Origin of the sequence: Nocardia sp. FBN12 (assembly GCF_050320175.1) — a bacterium.
Lineage (GTDB): Bacteria > Actinomycetota > Actinomycetes > Mycobacteriales > Mycobacteriaceae > Nocardia.
In genome coordinates, this window is sequence record NZ_CP190048.1 from 404,233 (window position 1) to 418,434 (window position 14,202).

The following is a 14,202-nucleotide window of genomic DNA, read 5'->3' on the forward strand; positions in this document are numbered from 1 at the left end:
TGTCCCGCACGGAGTTCGGTGGCGAACGGCTCCGTTCACGGCCGGTGTGACGGTGTGTGCGCGGGCTGGAACTGACCCGCGTTGCGCTGGTCCTCCGCCCTGATCACGTGGGTCACCGCGTTGATCAGGGCCAGGTGGGTGAATGCCTGAGGGAAGTTGCCCAGGTGGCGCCCGGTGCGCGAGTCGATCTCCTCGGCGTAGAGGCGTAGCGGACTGGCCAGTCCGAGCAGCCGCTCGCACAGATTGGTTGCCCGTTCGAGTTCGCCGATTTCCACCAGCGCGGAGACCAGCCAGAACGAACAGATCGTGAACGTCCCCTCCTCGCCCTCGAGGCCGTCGTCGGTGGTCTCGGTGCGGTAGCGCAGCACCAGCCCGTTGACGGTGAGGTGGTCGGCGATGGCCAGCACCGTCGCGCGGATGCGCGGGTCGTCGGGCGGCAGGAAACGGGTCAGCACCACCAGCAGCAGTGAGGCGTCGAGAGTGTCGCCACCGTAGGTCTGGGTGAAGACGCCGTCGGCGCTGACACCGAATTCGAGGACGTCGTCGCGGATCTCCTCCGCGATCTCGAACCACTCGGCCGCGCGCTCGTGCTGGCCGTGCAGTTGCGCCAACCGCGCACCGCGATCCAGCGCCACCCAGCACATCACCTTCGACGAGGTGAAGTTCTGCGGTTCGCCGCGCACCTCCCAGATCCCGCGATCGGGCTTGCGCCAGTTCGCGATCGCGGCGTGCACGGTGCGTTCGAGCAAGGGCCACAACGACTCCGGCACCTGCCCGCGCGACTTCACGTGCAGGTACACCGCGTCGAGCATGGTGCCCCAGATGTCGTGCTGATCCTGGTCGTAGGCGGCGTTGCCGATGCGGACCGGGCGCGCGCCGTCGTAGCCGGACAGATTCGGCAGCTCGTATTCGGTGATGTGGCGTTCGCCGCCGATCCCGTAGAGCACCTGCAGGGGGAGCGCGTCGCCGTTCTCACCGGTGGTGACGTCGTCGAGGAAGGCGAAGAAGTCGTTGGCCTCACGGTCCAAGCCGAGGGTGTACAGGCCCCACAGCGCGAAACTCGCGTCGCGCACCCAGGTGTAGCGGTAGTCCCAGTTACGTTCTCCGCCAGGGGTTTCCGGCAGCGAGGTGGTGGAGGCGGCGAGCAGTGCGCCCGTCGGCGCGTAAGTGAGACCCTTGAGGGTGAGCGCACTGCGTTGCAGGTAGCTGCGCCATGGATGATCCGGGAAGTCGCCCTGGGTGATCCAGCGTCGCCAGCATTCGGCGGTCGCCCACATCTTCTGGGCCGCCTCGTCGAAGGTAGCTGGCGCGGGCAGTTCCGACCAGGTGAGCGCGACGAACACCTGGTCGCCCTCGGCCATTCTGGTGCGGGCTCGCGCCTCTCTGCCTTCCAAGCCGAGTCGCAGGTCGGTGGTGAGAACCAGCGACGGCGCGACATCCGGATCGCTCGACGCCCGTGCGGTCGCCTGCTCGTAGACCTTGCCGGTGTACTCCCATGTCGCGCCGCCCTGGTGGTAGTCGAACGAGGGCTGGCAGCTCATCTCCAGTTCGACCGTGCCGCTCACGCACTTGACCGTGCGCAGCAGCACGTGTTCGGCATCCCAGTCCATCGGGGTGCGGCGGTGGGTCTTGGACCGGGCGATGTTGTTGTGCCACGGGCCGAGTACGAGCGCGTCGCGCACGATCAGCCAGCCGGTTTCGGTCTGCCAGGTGGTTTCCAGGATCATCCCGCCCGGCAGATACCGCCGCGCCGCCGGCACATTCTTGCCGTAGGGGCCGATCCGGAAATGGCCTGCGCTGCGGTCGAGGACCGCGCCGAAGATACTGGGGGAGTCGGGGCGTGGCACACACATCCACTCGACCGAACCGCTACTGGCGATCAGGCAGCTGGATTCACAGTCGGACAGGAAGGCGTAGTCGTCGATCGGCGGAAAGGCGCCGCGACGGCCGCTGGAGGAGACCGGACTCAGAATCGGCAGGCTGTCGCTGGAAGACTCCATACCCAATGATCACGGCGCTGCGGGCGCGCGTCCACCGCTGCGGGCGCGATCCCGGCGGATCCGCTGGTCGTGGGCGGGGAATTCGCCTGTGCCGGTGCGGGCGAAGAGGGGCCGCGAGGGCAGCGACTAGGCTGGGCGGCGTGCAACGGATCGCAGGTTGGTGGGACGGGTTCGAACTCTGGGTAGCTGGGCTGCCCTTTATTCCGCAGTTCCTCGTGGTGCTGGTCGGGATGGTTCCGATCAGCTTCGCGATCGCCTTCCTGCTCGATCGAGGCTTGCGGGTGGTCTTCCGGGTGCTGCGCCGGGACGAGCGTGCTGAACCGATGCCGGTCGTCGCCGAACGTCCGAGCGTGGGAAGCGGTGTCCGCTGATGCCACGGTCTCGCGTTCAGCTGGCGCTGGTGGGCTTGCTCGTTCTGGTTGTGATCGCCTGGTTTTTCACGCGGTGACCGGCGCGAGCACTGACCCGCGCCGGCACAGCAGCTAGTTCTTGCGCCAGTCGTCGAAGCGTTTGCCCAGGTCGGATACTGTGCGGCCGACTTCTTGCCCGACGGTGCTCACCGCGGAGCCGACGTCGCGGCCGAGGTCACGGACGGTGCGGACCAGCAGGTCTTCGGATTGGTCGAACGACTCGCGGTAGTGGCGTGCGGCGTCTTTGACCTCGTCGCTGATTCGCGCGTTCTTGTCGTGTTCGCGGCGGGGGTAGCTACCGCCGAGGACGCGTTCGTAGTCTCCCGATTGGATCCAGCGGCGGAGTTCGGCCGCGCGCAGCACCGAGAACGGGTGCGATTGCAGTTCCAGGTTGAGGAGCTTGAGGACGCCGTCGCGCAGGTCGCCCGAGCGCATGTAGTCGTCGGCCTGATCGAGGAAGGCGCCGTGGTTCATCTCGTGCAGCCAAGCACCGCCGGCGGTTTTCATGTGCACGCGCACCGAGGCCTCGACGTCCTGGCAGCAGAGCAGGCCCGCGCGGTCGCCGGACAGTTCCGACTTGCGGCTCCACTCCATCAGGGCCGCGACGATCGCGCGCAGGGCCCAGCCGCCGACCGGCATCCAGCCGACCGACGCCGACAGGCGCATCAGGTGCATGAGCATCGTGCGATAGACCGCGTGCCCGGACAGGGCGTGACCGAGTTCGTGGCCGACGACGAACCGCAACTCCTCGGTGTCCATCAGTTCGAGCAGGCCGGTGGTGACCACGATGAACGGCTTGTCCATCCCGATCGTGAACGCGTTCACCGACGGGTCCTGCAGCACGAACATCTCCGGCGTCGACTGGGCGTCGAGCACGCCGACGCAGTCCGCGCGCAACTCGTGCAGCGTGCGGAACTGGCGGTCGTCGACCCGTACGGCGGTCGCCAGGTACATCAACCGGTGCTGACGCTCCCGGAGCAAGCCCGACAGCGCGCGCAGCACCGTGTCGAAGCCGCTCAGCGAGCGCAGTGCCACGAGTGCGGTGCGGTCGGCCGGGTGTTCCCAAGCGCGCGTGCTGATCTCCGGAAAACGCGTGCGAACCCGGTCTGGAGCCATGGTCATAGGATGAAATCCCCCCTGGTTAGAGAACTCTCGTCGATTGCGATCATCATGTCCCAATCTGCTACAGTCTGCCTGTGTCGTCGAGTGTCGCTCCGCAGATCCGCCATGAGTTGGCGTTGATCGCTGTCGGCAACCTCGCGGTCGCAGACATTCTCTGTCGGTGATCGGCCACCGGACTCGTCTGCGCTCCTCTGCCCAGTAGACTGGCGCGCGCTTTCCTTTCGCAGTCGTAGTCCGTCACCCCGGGGGCCATCGGGCCCGAGTCGCGCCAACTGTCGTGCATCCGCCACGGCAGGTCTACCGATCGACACGAGCGTTCCCTGCCCGCACGAAAGCCGTTGCGCCGCAGGTCCTTTCCCGAAAGGTTCACCCCGATGTCTCGCAATACCTGGATCGGCTCGCGCCGCCGCGCCGCCGCCATCGCCCTCACCGCCGTCGCCGCGCTCGCGCTGACCGCTTGCGGCGGTGGCGCCAGCGACTCGACCGACGGAGAAGCGACCGCCGACGGCAGCGGGGGCACCCTCAACCTCTACGCCTACGCCGTGCCGAAGCCGGGCTTCGACAAGATCGTGCCCGAGTTCAACAAGACCGAAGCGGGCACCGGCGTGCAGGTCCAAGCCTCCTACGGCGCCTCGGGCGACCAATCGCGCAAGGTCAAGGACGGCGCAGAGGCCGACGTCGTGAACTTCTCGGTCGAACCCGACATCACCCGCCTCGTCGACGCGGGCCTGGTCGAGGACAGCTGGAACGCCGACGCCACCAAGGGCATCCCCTTCGGCTCGGTCGTCACCCTCGTGGTCCGCAAGGGCAACCCCAAGGGCATCAAGGACTGGGACGACCTGCTGAAGCCGGGTGTCGAGGTCGTCACCCCGAACCCGTTCAGCTCGGGCTCGGCCAAGTGGAACCTGCTCGCCCCCTACGCCGCCAAGAGCGACGGCGGCAAGAACCAGCAGGCCGGTCTGGACTACCTGGCGCAGCTGATCTCGCCCGAGCACGTGAAGGTGCAGCCGAAGTCGGGCCGCGAAGCCACCGAGACCTTCCTGCAGGGCACCGGTGACGTGCTGCTGAGCTACGAGAACGAGGCCATCTTCTCCGAGCGCAACGGCGACCCGATCGAGCACATCAACCCGCCGACCACCTTCAAGATCGAGAACCCGGTCGCGGTGCTGAAGAACTCCAAGAACCTGGCCAAGGCCACCGCGTTCCGCGACTTCCTCTTCACCGCAGAGGGCCAGAAGGCGTGGGCGCAGGCCGGTTTCCGTCCGGTCGACCCCGAGGTCGCCGCCGAGTTCGCCGCCGACTTCCCGACCCCGGCCAAGCTGTGGACCATCGACGACCTCGGTGGCTGGAAGGCCGTCGACAAGGATCTGTTCGCGCAGGGCACCGGCAAGGTCGCCGTCATCTACGACCAGGCAACCAAGTAGTCGGTGACCCGGCTCACACGCGATACTGGACAACTGTGACTGACAGCAGTGGGCCCGCCGGGGCCGGGGACACCCCCGATCCCGGCGGCCCTGGCAAACCTGAAAAACGCAAGCCCGCGGGCCGACGCTGGTCGTGGCTGCGTGTCACCGGCTCGGTCGGTCCCTTCGGCATCGGCGTCGCCGTGATGTGGCTCAGCATCATCGTGCTGCTGCCGCTGGCCGCACTCACCGTCAGCTCCTTCGAGGACGGCTGGTCCGGTTTCTGGGACGCGGTCACCGCGCCCTCGGCGCTCGACTCGCTGAAGGTGACGATCGGCGTCTCGGTGATCGTCGCCGTGATCAATGTCGGGATGGGCACCCTGATCGCCTGGGTGCTGGTGCGCGACGAGTTCCCCGGCAAGGGCATCGTCAACGCGTTGATCGACCTCCCGTTCGCGCTGCCGACGATCGTCGCCTCGATCGTGCTGCTCTCGCTCTACGGCCCGAACAGCCCGTTCGACATCCACCTCAACGCCACGCAGCCCGGTCTGGTGGTGGCGCTCGCGTTCGTCACGCTGCCGTTCGTGGTGCGCTCGGTGCAGCCGGTGCTGATCGAGGTCGACAAGGAAGTCGAGCAGGCCTCGCTCTCGCTCGGTGCGAGCAACTGGATCACCTTCCGCCGCATCGTGCTCCCCACCCTGGCGCCCGCGATCATCTCCGGCGGCGGCCTCGCCTTCGCCAGGGCGATCGGCGAATACGGCTCGGTGGTGCTGATCGGTGGCAACATCCCGCGCGAGACGCAGATGACCTCGCAGTACATCCAGCAGCAGATCGAGGTCGACCGGCCGATCAACGCCGCCGCGGTGTCGGTGGCGCTGCTGGTGATCTCGTTCGTCAGCCTGCTCGTGCTGCGGATCCTCGCCGAACGTTCATCGCGTAAGGAAGAGGCGGCCCGATGAAACTGTCCGCGTTCACCAGGATCTCGCTGCGCACGGTCGCACTCGGCTACCTGCTGATCCTGCTGGTGCTGCCGCTGGTGATCATCCTGCTGCGCACGTTCGAGCGGGGGATCGGCGCGTTCATCGACTCGATCAGCACGCCCGCGGCCATCTCGGCGTTCCAGCTGTCGATGCTCATCGTGGTCATCGTGGTGCCGTTGAACGTAGTGTTCGGCGTGGTCACGGCGCTGGCCCTGGTCCGGAGCAAGTTCCCCGGCCGCAGTCTGATGCAGGGCATCGTCGACCTGCCGTTCGCGGTGTCGCCGGTCGTCGTCGGTGTGTCGCTGATCCTGCTGTGGGGCGCGGGCGGCTGGTTCGGCGGGCTGGAATCACTCGGATTCAAGGTGATCTTCAGCCTGCCCGGCATGGTGATCGCGACCATCTTCGTCACGCTGCCGTTCGTGGTGCGCGAGGTGGAGCCGGTGCTGCACGAGATCGGCGACGATCAGGAGCAGGCCGCGGCCACCCTCGGCGCCTCGCGTTGGCAGACCTTCTGGCGAATCACCCTGCCCGCCATCCGCTGGGGCCTGACCTACGGCGTCGTGCTCACCGTGGCCCGCGCGCTGGGCGAATTCGGCGCGGTGATCATGGTCTCCACCGCCCTACCCGGAAAATCCCAGACGCTGACCCTGCTGGTGCACGGCCGTTATATCAACGACCACAACACCTTCGGCGCCTACAGCGCGGCCACCCTGCTGATGGGTATGGCGCTGATCGTCCTCCTCCTGATGACTCTCCTCGAACGCAAGCGGGGCACCGAATGATCACCGTGACCAACGCGCGCAAGAACTACGGTTCCTTCGCCGCCCTCGACGATGTCAGCATCGACATCCCCTCCGGCGAGCTCACCGCGCTGCTCGGCCCGTCCGGTTCGGGCAAGTCGACGCTGCTGCGCTCGATCGCCGGGCTGGAATCGCTCGACTCGGGCGTGGTGATGATCGCGGGCAACGACGTGACCCACGTGGCGCCCCAGAAGCGCGACATCGGCTTCGTGTTCCAGCACTACGCCGCGTTCAAGCACATGACCGTGCGCGACAACGTCGCCTTCGGCCTGACCATCCGCAAGCGGCCGAAGAAGGAAATCGAGAAGCGCGTCGACGAACTGCTCGGCATCGTCGGCCTCGACGGTTTCCAGCACCGCTACCCGGCGCAGCTCTCGGGCGGTCAGCGTCAGCGCATGGCACTGGCCCGCGCGCTCGCCGTCGACCCGCAGGTACTGCTGCTGGACGAGCCGTTCGGCGCGCTCGACGCCAAGGTGCGCACCGATCTGCGCCAGTGGCTGCGCCGGCTGCACGACGAGGTCCACGTGACCACCGTGCTGGTCACCCACGACCAGGAGGAGGCCCTGGACGTGGCCGACCGGATCGCGGTGATGAACAAGGGCCGCATCGAGCAGGTCGGTTCGCCCGAGGAGGTCTACGACCGGCCCGCCAACGAGTTCGTGATGTCGTTCCTCGGCGCGGTCGCCCGGCTCAACGGTCACCTGGTCCGCCCGCATGACATCCGCGTCGGGCGCGATCCGAGCATGGCGATGGCCGAACACGAGGGCACCGCCGAATCGGCGGGGGTCACCAGGGCCACGGTCGAGCGAATCGTGCGCCTCGGTTTCGAGGTGCGCCTGGAATTGCGCAATGCCGCGACCGGCGACCAGTTCGCCGCCCAGGTCACCCGCGGCGACGCGGCGGCCCTGCGCCTGGCCGAGGGCGAGACGGTCTACGCCCGCGCGACCCGGATCCCGGACCTGCCACTGACCTGATCGACGCAGGTGAAGGCCCCGTGACTCATCGTCGCGGGGCTTTTGCTGTTTCTGTGGCGAGAAGATTCGCCGGCCTCACCGCACCTCGACCTCGACTGTGTATGACGCAGCGTCACAGGTAGAGGCGTTTTTACTGGTGAGTAGCTTTTCGGCGAGGTATTTCGACGCGCCGAACACGCGAAAGCGCGTGGTCCGCAGAGTTGACGTGACTCTCTGTAGGTGTAACTATTGGAAACAGTAAACGTCCCTAGAGGAGAGGCAGTGACGACGATGTCTGCGCCCACCACCCCTGACGTCGATCCTGTAGTCGCAGAGGCTCAGGCGTACGCCGAGAAGTTGCTGATGCTGTCCGAGGCATCGGTCGATCGCCACTTCGACCCGTTCGAGGACATCGACTGGGACGCCCCCGACTTCGATCCGAACTGCAAGCCCGAGCGCTGGGTCCTGGTGACCTCGGCCGACCCCATCGGCCGCCACCCCTGGTACCAGGCGCTGCCGTTGGAGAAGAAGATCGAGATCGGCAAGGTCCGTCAGGCCAATGTCGCCAAGGTCGGTCTGCAGTTCGAGGCCATCCTGATCGTCGGCATGATGCAGCACATCTTCAACCTGAAGAACAACGACCCGGAATTCCGGTACTGCTCGCACGAGATGATCGAAGAGCACAACCACACCCTGATGTTCCAGGAGATGGTGAACCGCGTCGCCGACGTGCCGGGCATGAACCCGCTGGTGCGTCAGTTGCGCCACCTGGTCTCCCCGGTCGGCGCCCTGATGCCGAACCTGTTCTTCATGGCCGTGCTCGCCGGCGAGGAGCCGATCGACCACATCCAGAAGGACATCCTGCGCTCGGGCGACGACATCCACCCGATCATGCGCGGCGTGATGGCGATCCACGTGGCAGAGGAAGCTCGCCACATCTCCTTCGCTCACGAGTTCCTCAAGAAGAACGTGCCCGCGCAGCGCTCGTTCAACAAGTTCGTGCTGTCGATCGCCATGCCGACCATCATGTTCATTCTCGGCCGGGCCATCGCGACCCCGCCGAAGACGTTCTTCAAGCAGTTCGACATGCCCGCCGACGTGCGCAAGGAGCTGTTCTACGGCTCCAAGGAGGCCAAGCAGGTCTTCGCCGACTACTTCATCGACGTGCGCGCGCTCGCCGAGGAGATCGGTGTGATGAACCCGGTCTCGCGGCTGGTGTGGAAGATGTTCGGCATCGACGGACCGTCGAGCCGCTACCGCTCGGAGCCCAAGCGCTCCGCCAAGCACGCCGCCTGAGACGATAGCAATATGCCATATGTTGTCACCCAGTCATGCTGTAGTGACGCCTCGTGCGTCTACGCATGCCCGGTCAACTGCATTCATCCCACCCCGGATGAGCCGGATTTCCGTACCGCGGAGATGCTCTACGTCGATCCGGCGGCGTGCGTGGACTGTGGCGCCTGTGCCACCGCGTGCCCCGTCGATGCCATCACCTCGTCGAAGAAGCTGACCGACGAGCAGAAGCCGTTCATCGAGATCAACGCCGACTTCTACCGCGTGCAGCGCGACCGGCCGACGTTGGCCGCACCGGTGATGCCGCCCGCGATCGACACCCAGCGCTCCCCGCTGCGGGTCGCGATCGTGGGGTCGGGCCCGTCGGCGATGTACGCCGCCGACGAGCTGCTCACCCAGCCCGGCGTCGCGGTCACGATGTTCGACCGGCTGCCGCAGGCCTACGGTCTGGCGCGCCTCGGCGTGGCACCCGATCACAAGCACACGCGTAAGGTCGCCGACCTGTTCGACATCATGTCGAAGCAGGACGACTTCGGTACCTACCTCGATGTCGAGATCGGCAAGCACATCAGCCACGCCGAGCTGCTCGAGCACTTCCACGGTGTGATCTACGCCGTGGGCGCGTCCTCGGATCGCAAGCTGAACATTCCGGGCGAAGGTCTGGCGGGCAATGTGTCGGCCACCGACTTCGTCGCCTGGTACAACGGCCATCCCGACCACGCCGACGACACCTTCGACCTGAACCAGAAGCGCGTCGTCATCGTCGGCAACGGCAACGTCGCCCTCGACGTCGCCCGCATCCTGACCGTCGATCCGGCCCTGCTCGCCGACACCGACATCGCGCCGTACGCGCTGAAGGCATTGCGCGAGAGCAAGATCGAGGAGGTCGTGATCCTCGGCCGTCGTGGCCCGGCGGAGTCGGCGTTCACGGTGCCCGAGTTCGTCGGCCTGCTCGCCGCCGATATCGACATCGCGATCGAGGGCGAACTGCCCGCGGTCACGCCCGATCTGCCGTACAAGGTCGAGCAGAAGCTGCGCCTGCTGCACAGCGTCGCGAACCGCCCGTTCGGTGCGCGCAAGCGCATCGTGTTCCGATACCTGTCCTCGCCGGTGGAAATCGTCGGTACCGACACGGTGACCGGGGTGCGGGTCGAGCGCAACGAGCTCGTCACCGACGCCGAAGGCCGGGTGGCCGCGACGCCGACCGGCGACACCGCGCTGCTCGAGGCCGGTGTCGTGCTCACCTCGGTCGGTTACCGCGGCGTGCCTACCGCGGATCTGCCGTTCGACGACGCTCGTGCGGTGATCCCGAACGACGCGGGCCGGGTGCTCACCGCGCCCGGCGGCGAGGTCTTCCCCGGTACGTATGTCACCGGCTGGATCAAGCGCGGTCCGACCGGCTTCATCGGGACCAACAAGTCGTGTGCGCAGGAGACCGTGCAGCAGCTCGCCGACGATTTCAACGGTGGCAAGCTGCGTGCGCCCGCGCGCGACGCGTCCGAGTTCGACCGACTCGTGCGAGCCCGTCGCCCGCAAGCTGTGGCCGGCGGTGCCGCGGTGCCACGGGAACGCTCCGTGAAGCGGCTGTTCGCTCGCGGCTGATCGAAAATCGAAGGCCCGCAACGTCACTGGGAGACGTTGCGGGCATTCGCTATTTCTACTGTGCGGTGAAGCCGCCGTCTGTGGTGATGGAAGCACCGGTGACGAAGGACGCCTCACGGCTGAGCAGGAACGCGCACACCGCGGCGACCTCGTCGGGCTGTGCGATCCGCCCCATCGGGTGCAGCGCGGCGATGGCCGCCTCGCCCTCGGGCGTCGCGCCCATCGACGCGCGGAAGGCCGGTGTGTCGACCGCGCCGGAGATCAGCGCGTTGACTCGCACACCCGTGGTCGCCGTCTCCAGCGCCACCGACTTGGTCAGTCCGACGACGGCGTGCTTGGCCGCCGCGTAGGGGGCAACCTGTGCCATGCCGACCACGCCGAGGTTGGAGGCGTTGTTCAGGATCGCGCCGCCCCCCGAGGCCATGATCGCGGGCACCTGGTGGCGCAGACCGTAGAAGACGCCGTTGAGGTTGAGTTCCATGTCGGCGCGCCAGGCGTCGTCGTCGATCTCGGCGATCGGTCCGAAAGCGTTGATCGCGCCCGCGTTGTTGAAAGCCGCGTCCAGGCGACCGTATTCGGTGAGCGCGGCCTGGGTCAGTCGTTCGACATCGGCGTCGATCGTGACATCGGTCGCGACGAACAGCGCTCGCCCGCCTGCCGCTCTGATCTGCTCGGCGACCTGCTCACCCTGATCCTTGCCGCGGGACCCGAGGACGACCGCGGCACCCTCGGACGCGACCCGGAGCGCGACCGCCCTGCCGATACCGGACCCTGCGCCGGTGATGAGAACGACCTGGTCGGCGAATCGAGTGGACATGTGTAGTGCCTTCTTTCCCTTGGGGTTTCGGAGCTCGGAGTCGGTGTCTCTCCGCTCTTTCAGTCAACCGGCGGGGGTAGGCCCGTGCTGGCGGGAATCGGCCGCCGCGTTGATGCGTCATCAAAAGTGGGCCAACTTCGATATGGAGGAATGTAATTCGGCGTCAGTGAAATCGTGTTGGTAGTAAATGAATTGGTTACCGGTCGGTAAGTGCGTCGAATGGCCGAGATAACAAACTCCAAGAATGTATTCAATGGGGGCTGTGTCCGATTACTCGCAGGTAGCTGCTTCTCGGAGTCTGTGAATCGCCGTGGTGACGTTCAGGGGGGTGGATATTCCGTCTTCAACCACCTCACCTGCGCGAATAGCGTTGTGGTGACCCATGGTTGCGGGTTTCGTATCAATCGGGCAGCAATTCGCCGACGTGCCAGTTAATCTAGGCGAGCTGTTTGGAAGACGACCGCGGCCACATGGTGCGCTCGCGTGCTGGACGTGGTCACGGTGCGTTGACGGGATAGCAAAAAACATGACCAGAGGTCTGGGCTTGAGTATCGGTGTGGCCAATGCGATTTCGGCGGTAGTCGCCGACGATCCGGCCAAACCGGCGGTGCGCACACGACGCACCGCACTGACATTCGACGAGGCGGGTAGGCCCCGCATCGGCGCCATCAACGAGTTCGCCTCGGCGATCACGGATTTCGCGGATCTCACCCGCGAACCGGAGCCGATGGTGATGGGTGGCCGATTCTATTCGGCGACCAACCTGATCGCCGCGGTGGTCACCGGTCTGATCGAGCTGGCCGAAACACCGGCCGGGATCGTGTTGACCTATCCCGCGGTCTATACCGATAAACAGGTCTCATTACTTGGCCAGGCCCTGCACCTCGCAGGCGCCGGTGAGGTGCTGCTCGTACCCGAACCGGTCGCCGCCGCGGAATGGCTGGAGATCGATCGCGGCCCGCTGGAGCCGGGTTTCGTGCTCGTCTACGACCTCGGCGCCACCAGCCTCGACCTCACCGTGCTGCGCGTCGGCCCCGACTGGCCGCACCACCCGATGGTCGGAACCCCCACGCGGTCCAGCGATTTCGGTGGCAAGCCGCTCGGTGAGATGGTCGCCAGGTACGCCGGCGAACCGGGGCAGGGGCGCGCGACGCAGACGCTCACCTCCATGGTGAACATCGACGCGCTGCGCGCCGAACACATCCGCGACACCTTCCCGCTGGTCAGCAAGAGCGTGGCGGCGGCGGGCCTGCGGCTGGCCGACCTGTCGCGCATCCTCGTGGTCGGCGGTGCCTCGCGCCCACCCGAAGTCGCTCGCACCCTCGCCGAACTCGGCGTTCCGCTCGTCACCGTCGCCGACCCCGGACAGGTGATCGCCGCGGGCGCAGCGGGTTTGGCGGCGCGTACCTTCGCGCCCGAGGAGCAGAGCAGCGGGCCGGTGCCGCACGTCGCGGTGTTCTCCAGCGCGGCAGTCGTTTCCGCGCTCGCCATGTCGGCGATGACGGTGTTCGGCAGCCCCTTCGATCCCGGCTTGATGCCGGTCCTCGACCGTTTCCCCGTCCTCGCCGTGCCTGCCGACGCACTGCTCTACGACATGAGCGCCGACCTTCTCGCCGCCCGAACGGCCGGTCTGATCAGCGAGGTCGACCCGGTCAGCGGGAGCATCCGGGTCGCCGGTGTGGCCGCGGCTCGCAGCGCGTACGAGAATTTCATCGCCCCCGCGACGGCGCCCGGCGGCAAGTCCCGCCCCGGTGGGTACGCCGGTGCGGGTGCCGACCGTGGCGGTCCCGGCCACCAGGACGTCCGCAACGACTGCAAGTCGCCTGTCCTCGCCCGCACCACGTACGGCGACCCGGCCCGCTTCATCAACCCCCTACCCTTCGGCCAGCCGGCCGCCCAGCCCCAGAACACGCCGACCAATCCTGGCGCCCCCGAACTCCCCCATGGCGGCCCGATCTCGGCCCCCGGCCCTGATGCGCCGGGCACCCCCGGCGCCACTGACCCCGCCACGCTTCCCGCCGCAGGCACCGCGCCCGCGCCGGGCACGGCACCCACGGATGGCACATCCGCACCGGCCGGTGGCACCACCACTCCCACCGGCGGGACCTCGGCCCCGAGCACGGGCGGCGTCTCCATCGATATCGGGGGATCTGCCCCCACCGGTGGAACCGGCACTGGTACAACACCTTCCGATACGGGTACTTCCGGCGGCTCAGGCGGAACCACGACCGGTGGAACCACCGGCGGCGGATCGACCGGTGGTGGAACCTCCGGCGGCACAGACACTTCCGGTGGTGCGACGGGCGGCACATCGGGTGGTGGTGCTTCGACCGGCGGCAGCGGCGGTGGCGCGTCCAGCGGTGGTACCTCGGGTGGTGCGTCCGGCGGCGGCGACGGCGGTGCGTCCGGTGGCGGTTCCGACAGCGGCGCCTCCGGTGGTGCTTCGGGTGGCTCGACAGGCGGCGGCGCTTCGGGTGGCGGCGCAACCGGTGGTGGAACATCGGGCGGCGGAGCTTCCTCCGGTGGTGCGTCGGGCGGCACATCCTCCGGCGGCAGCACTTCCGGTGGTGCTTCCTCAGGCGGTGGCACGTCATCCGGTGGATCGGACAGTGGCGCATCCTCCGGCGGCGCATCCTCCGGCGGCGCCTCGTCCGGTGGTGCTTCGTCAGGCGGCTCGGGTGGAGCATCCTCGGGTGGGTCGGGTGGCGGCGGAGGTGGTGGCGGCGGCGGAGGAGGTTCTCGCCGCTGACCGATGGTGTCGGCGCCCCGACATCGTGGAATTCCGGCGCTCACCGCGGAATTTCGGCACGGCGGACCCACCC

Annotated in this window: 12 protein-coding genes; 9 read left to right on the forward strand and 3 right to left on the reverse strand. The window is 67.3% G+C overall.

Going from position 1 to position 14,202, the window contains the following annotated elements; all coding sequences use genetic code 11:
* Window positions 1–35 precede the first annotated feature (35 nt).
* On the reverse strand, window positions 36–2,000 hold the full coding sequence (locus tag ACQHI0_RS02175) for a glycoside hydrolase family 15 protein (protein WP_427906263.1): 1,965 nt from the start codon (window positions 1,998–2,000) through the stop codon (window positions 36–38).
* 140 nt (window positions 2,001–2,140) lie between these two features.
* Here ACQHI0_RS02175 and ACQHI0_RS02180 point away from each other — a divergent pair, with 140 nt between their 5' ends.
* Window positions 2,141–2,371 carry a hypothetical protein gene (locus tag ACQHI0_RS02180; RefSeq protein ID WP_427906264.1) on the forward strand — a complete coding sequence of 77 codons (231 nt, stop codon included), beginning with the start codon at window positions 2,141–2,143 and terminating at the stop codon, window positions 2,369–2,371.
* 111 nt (window positions 2,372–2,482) lie between these two features.
* Here the strand turns inward: ACQHI0_RS02180 and ACQHI0_RS02185 are convergent, their stop codons facing one another.
* Window positions 2,483–3,532: a M48 family metallopeptidase gene (locus ACQHI0_RS02185; RefSeq protein ID WP_427906265.1), complete on the reverse strand. Its 1,050-nt coding sequence runs from the start codon at window positions 3,530–3,532 to the stop codon at window positions 2,483–2,485.
* A gap of 74 nt (window positions 3,533–3,606) precedes the next feature.
* Here ACQHI0_RS02185 and ACQHI0_RS02190 point away from each other — a divergent pair, with 74 nt between their 5' ends.
* The 7 genes from ACQHI0_RS02190 to ACQHI0_RS02220 all read left to right on the forward strand — a co-directional run bounded on the left by ACQHI0_RS02190 (window position 3,607) and on the right by ACQHI0_RS02220 (window position 10,563).
* Window positions 3,607–3,696, forward strand: a complete 90-nt coding sequence (locus tag ACQHI0_RS02190) for an Ms4533A family Cys-rich leader peptide (protein WP_019045829.1) — start codon at window positions 3,607–3,609, stop codon at window positions 3,694–3,696.
* A gap of 210 nt (window positions 3,697–3,906) precedes the next feature.
* Window positions 3,907–4,956, forward strand: coding sequence for a sulfate ABC transporter substrate-binding protein (locus tag ACQHI0_RS02195; RefSeq protein WP_427906266.1), 1,050 nt, complete (start codon window positions 3,907–3,909; stop codon window positions 4,954–4,956).
* Window positions 4,957–5,093: 137 nt separating this feature from the next.
* Window positions 5,094–5,894 (forward strand): sulfate ABC transporter permease subunit CysT, encoded by an 801-nt coding sequence (gene cysT / locus ACQHI0_RS02200; protein WP_427909051.1) that lies wholly within the window; start codon window positions 5,094–5,096, stop codon window positions 5,892–5,894.
* Window positions 5,891–6,697, forward strand: coding sequence for a sulfate ABC transporter permease subunit CysW (gene cysW, locus ACQHI0_RS02205; RefSeq protein WP_427906267.1), 807 nt, complete (start codon window positions 5,891–5,893; stop codon window positions 6,695–6,697). The genes cysT and cysW overlap by 4 nt, the downstream gene beginning before the upstream one ends.
* Window positions 6,694–7,689: a sulfate/molybdate ABC transporter ATP-binding protein gene (locus ACQHI0_RS02210; protein ID WP_427906268.1), complete on the forward strand. Its 996-nt coding sequence runs from the start codon at window positions 6,694–6,696 to the stop codon at window positions 7,687–7,689. Before cysW ends, ACQHI0_RS02210 begins: the two co-directional genes overlap by 4 nt.
* A gap of 270 nt (window positions 7,690–7,959) precedes the next feature.
* Window positions 7,960–8,964, forward strand: coding sequence for an AurF N-oxygenase family protein (locus ACQHI0_RS02215; RefSeq protein ID WP_427909052.1), 1,005 nt, complete (start codon window positions 7,960–7,962; stop codon window positions 8,962–8,964).
* A gap of 12 nt (window positions 8,965–8,976) precedes the next feature.
* Entirely contained in the window at window positions 8,977–10,563 is a 1,587-nt protein-coding gene (locus ACQHI0_RS02220) for an FAD-dependent oxidoreductase (protein ID WP_427906269.1), read from the forward strand.
* A gap of 55 nt (window positions 10,564–10,618) precedes the next feature.
* Here ACQHI0_RS02220 and ACQHI0_RS02225 read toward each other — a convergent pair whose 3' ends face one another.
* Window positions 10,619–11,380, reverse strand: a complete 762-nt coding sequence (locus tag ACQHI0_RS02225; RefSeq protein WP_427906270.1) for a glucose 1-dehydrogenase — start codon at window positions 11,378–11,380, stop codon at window positions 10,619–10,621.
* A 526-nt stretch (window positions 11,381–11,906) separates the two neighbouring features.
* Here ACQHI0_RS02225 and ACQHI0_RS02230 point away from each other — a divergent pair.
* Entirely contained in the window at window positions 11,907–14,129 is a 2,223-nt protein-coding gene (locus ACQHI0_RS02230; RefSeq protein WP_427906271.1) for an Hsp70 family protein, read from the forward strand.
* The last annotated feature ends 73 nt before the right edge of the window (window positions 14,130–14,202 follow it).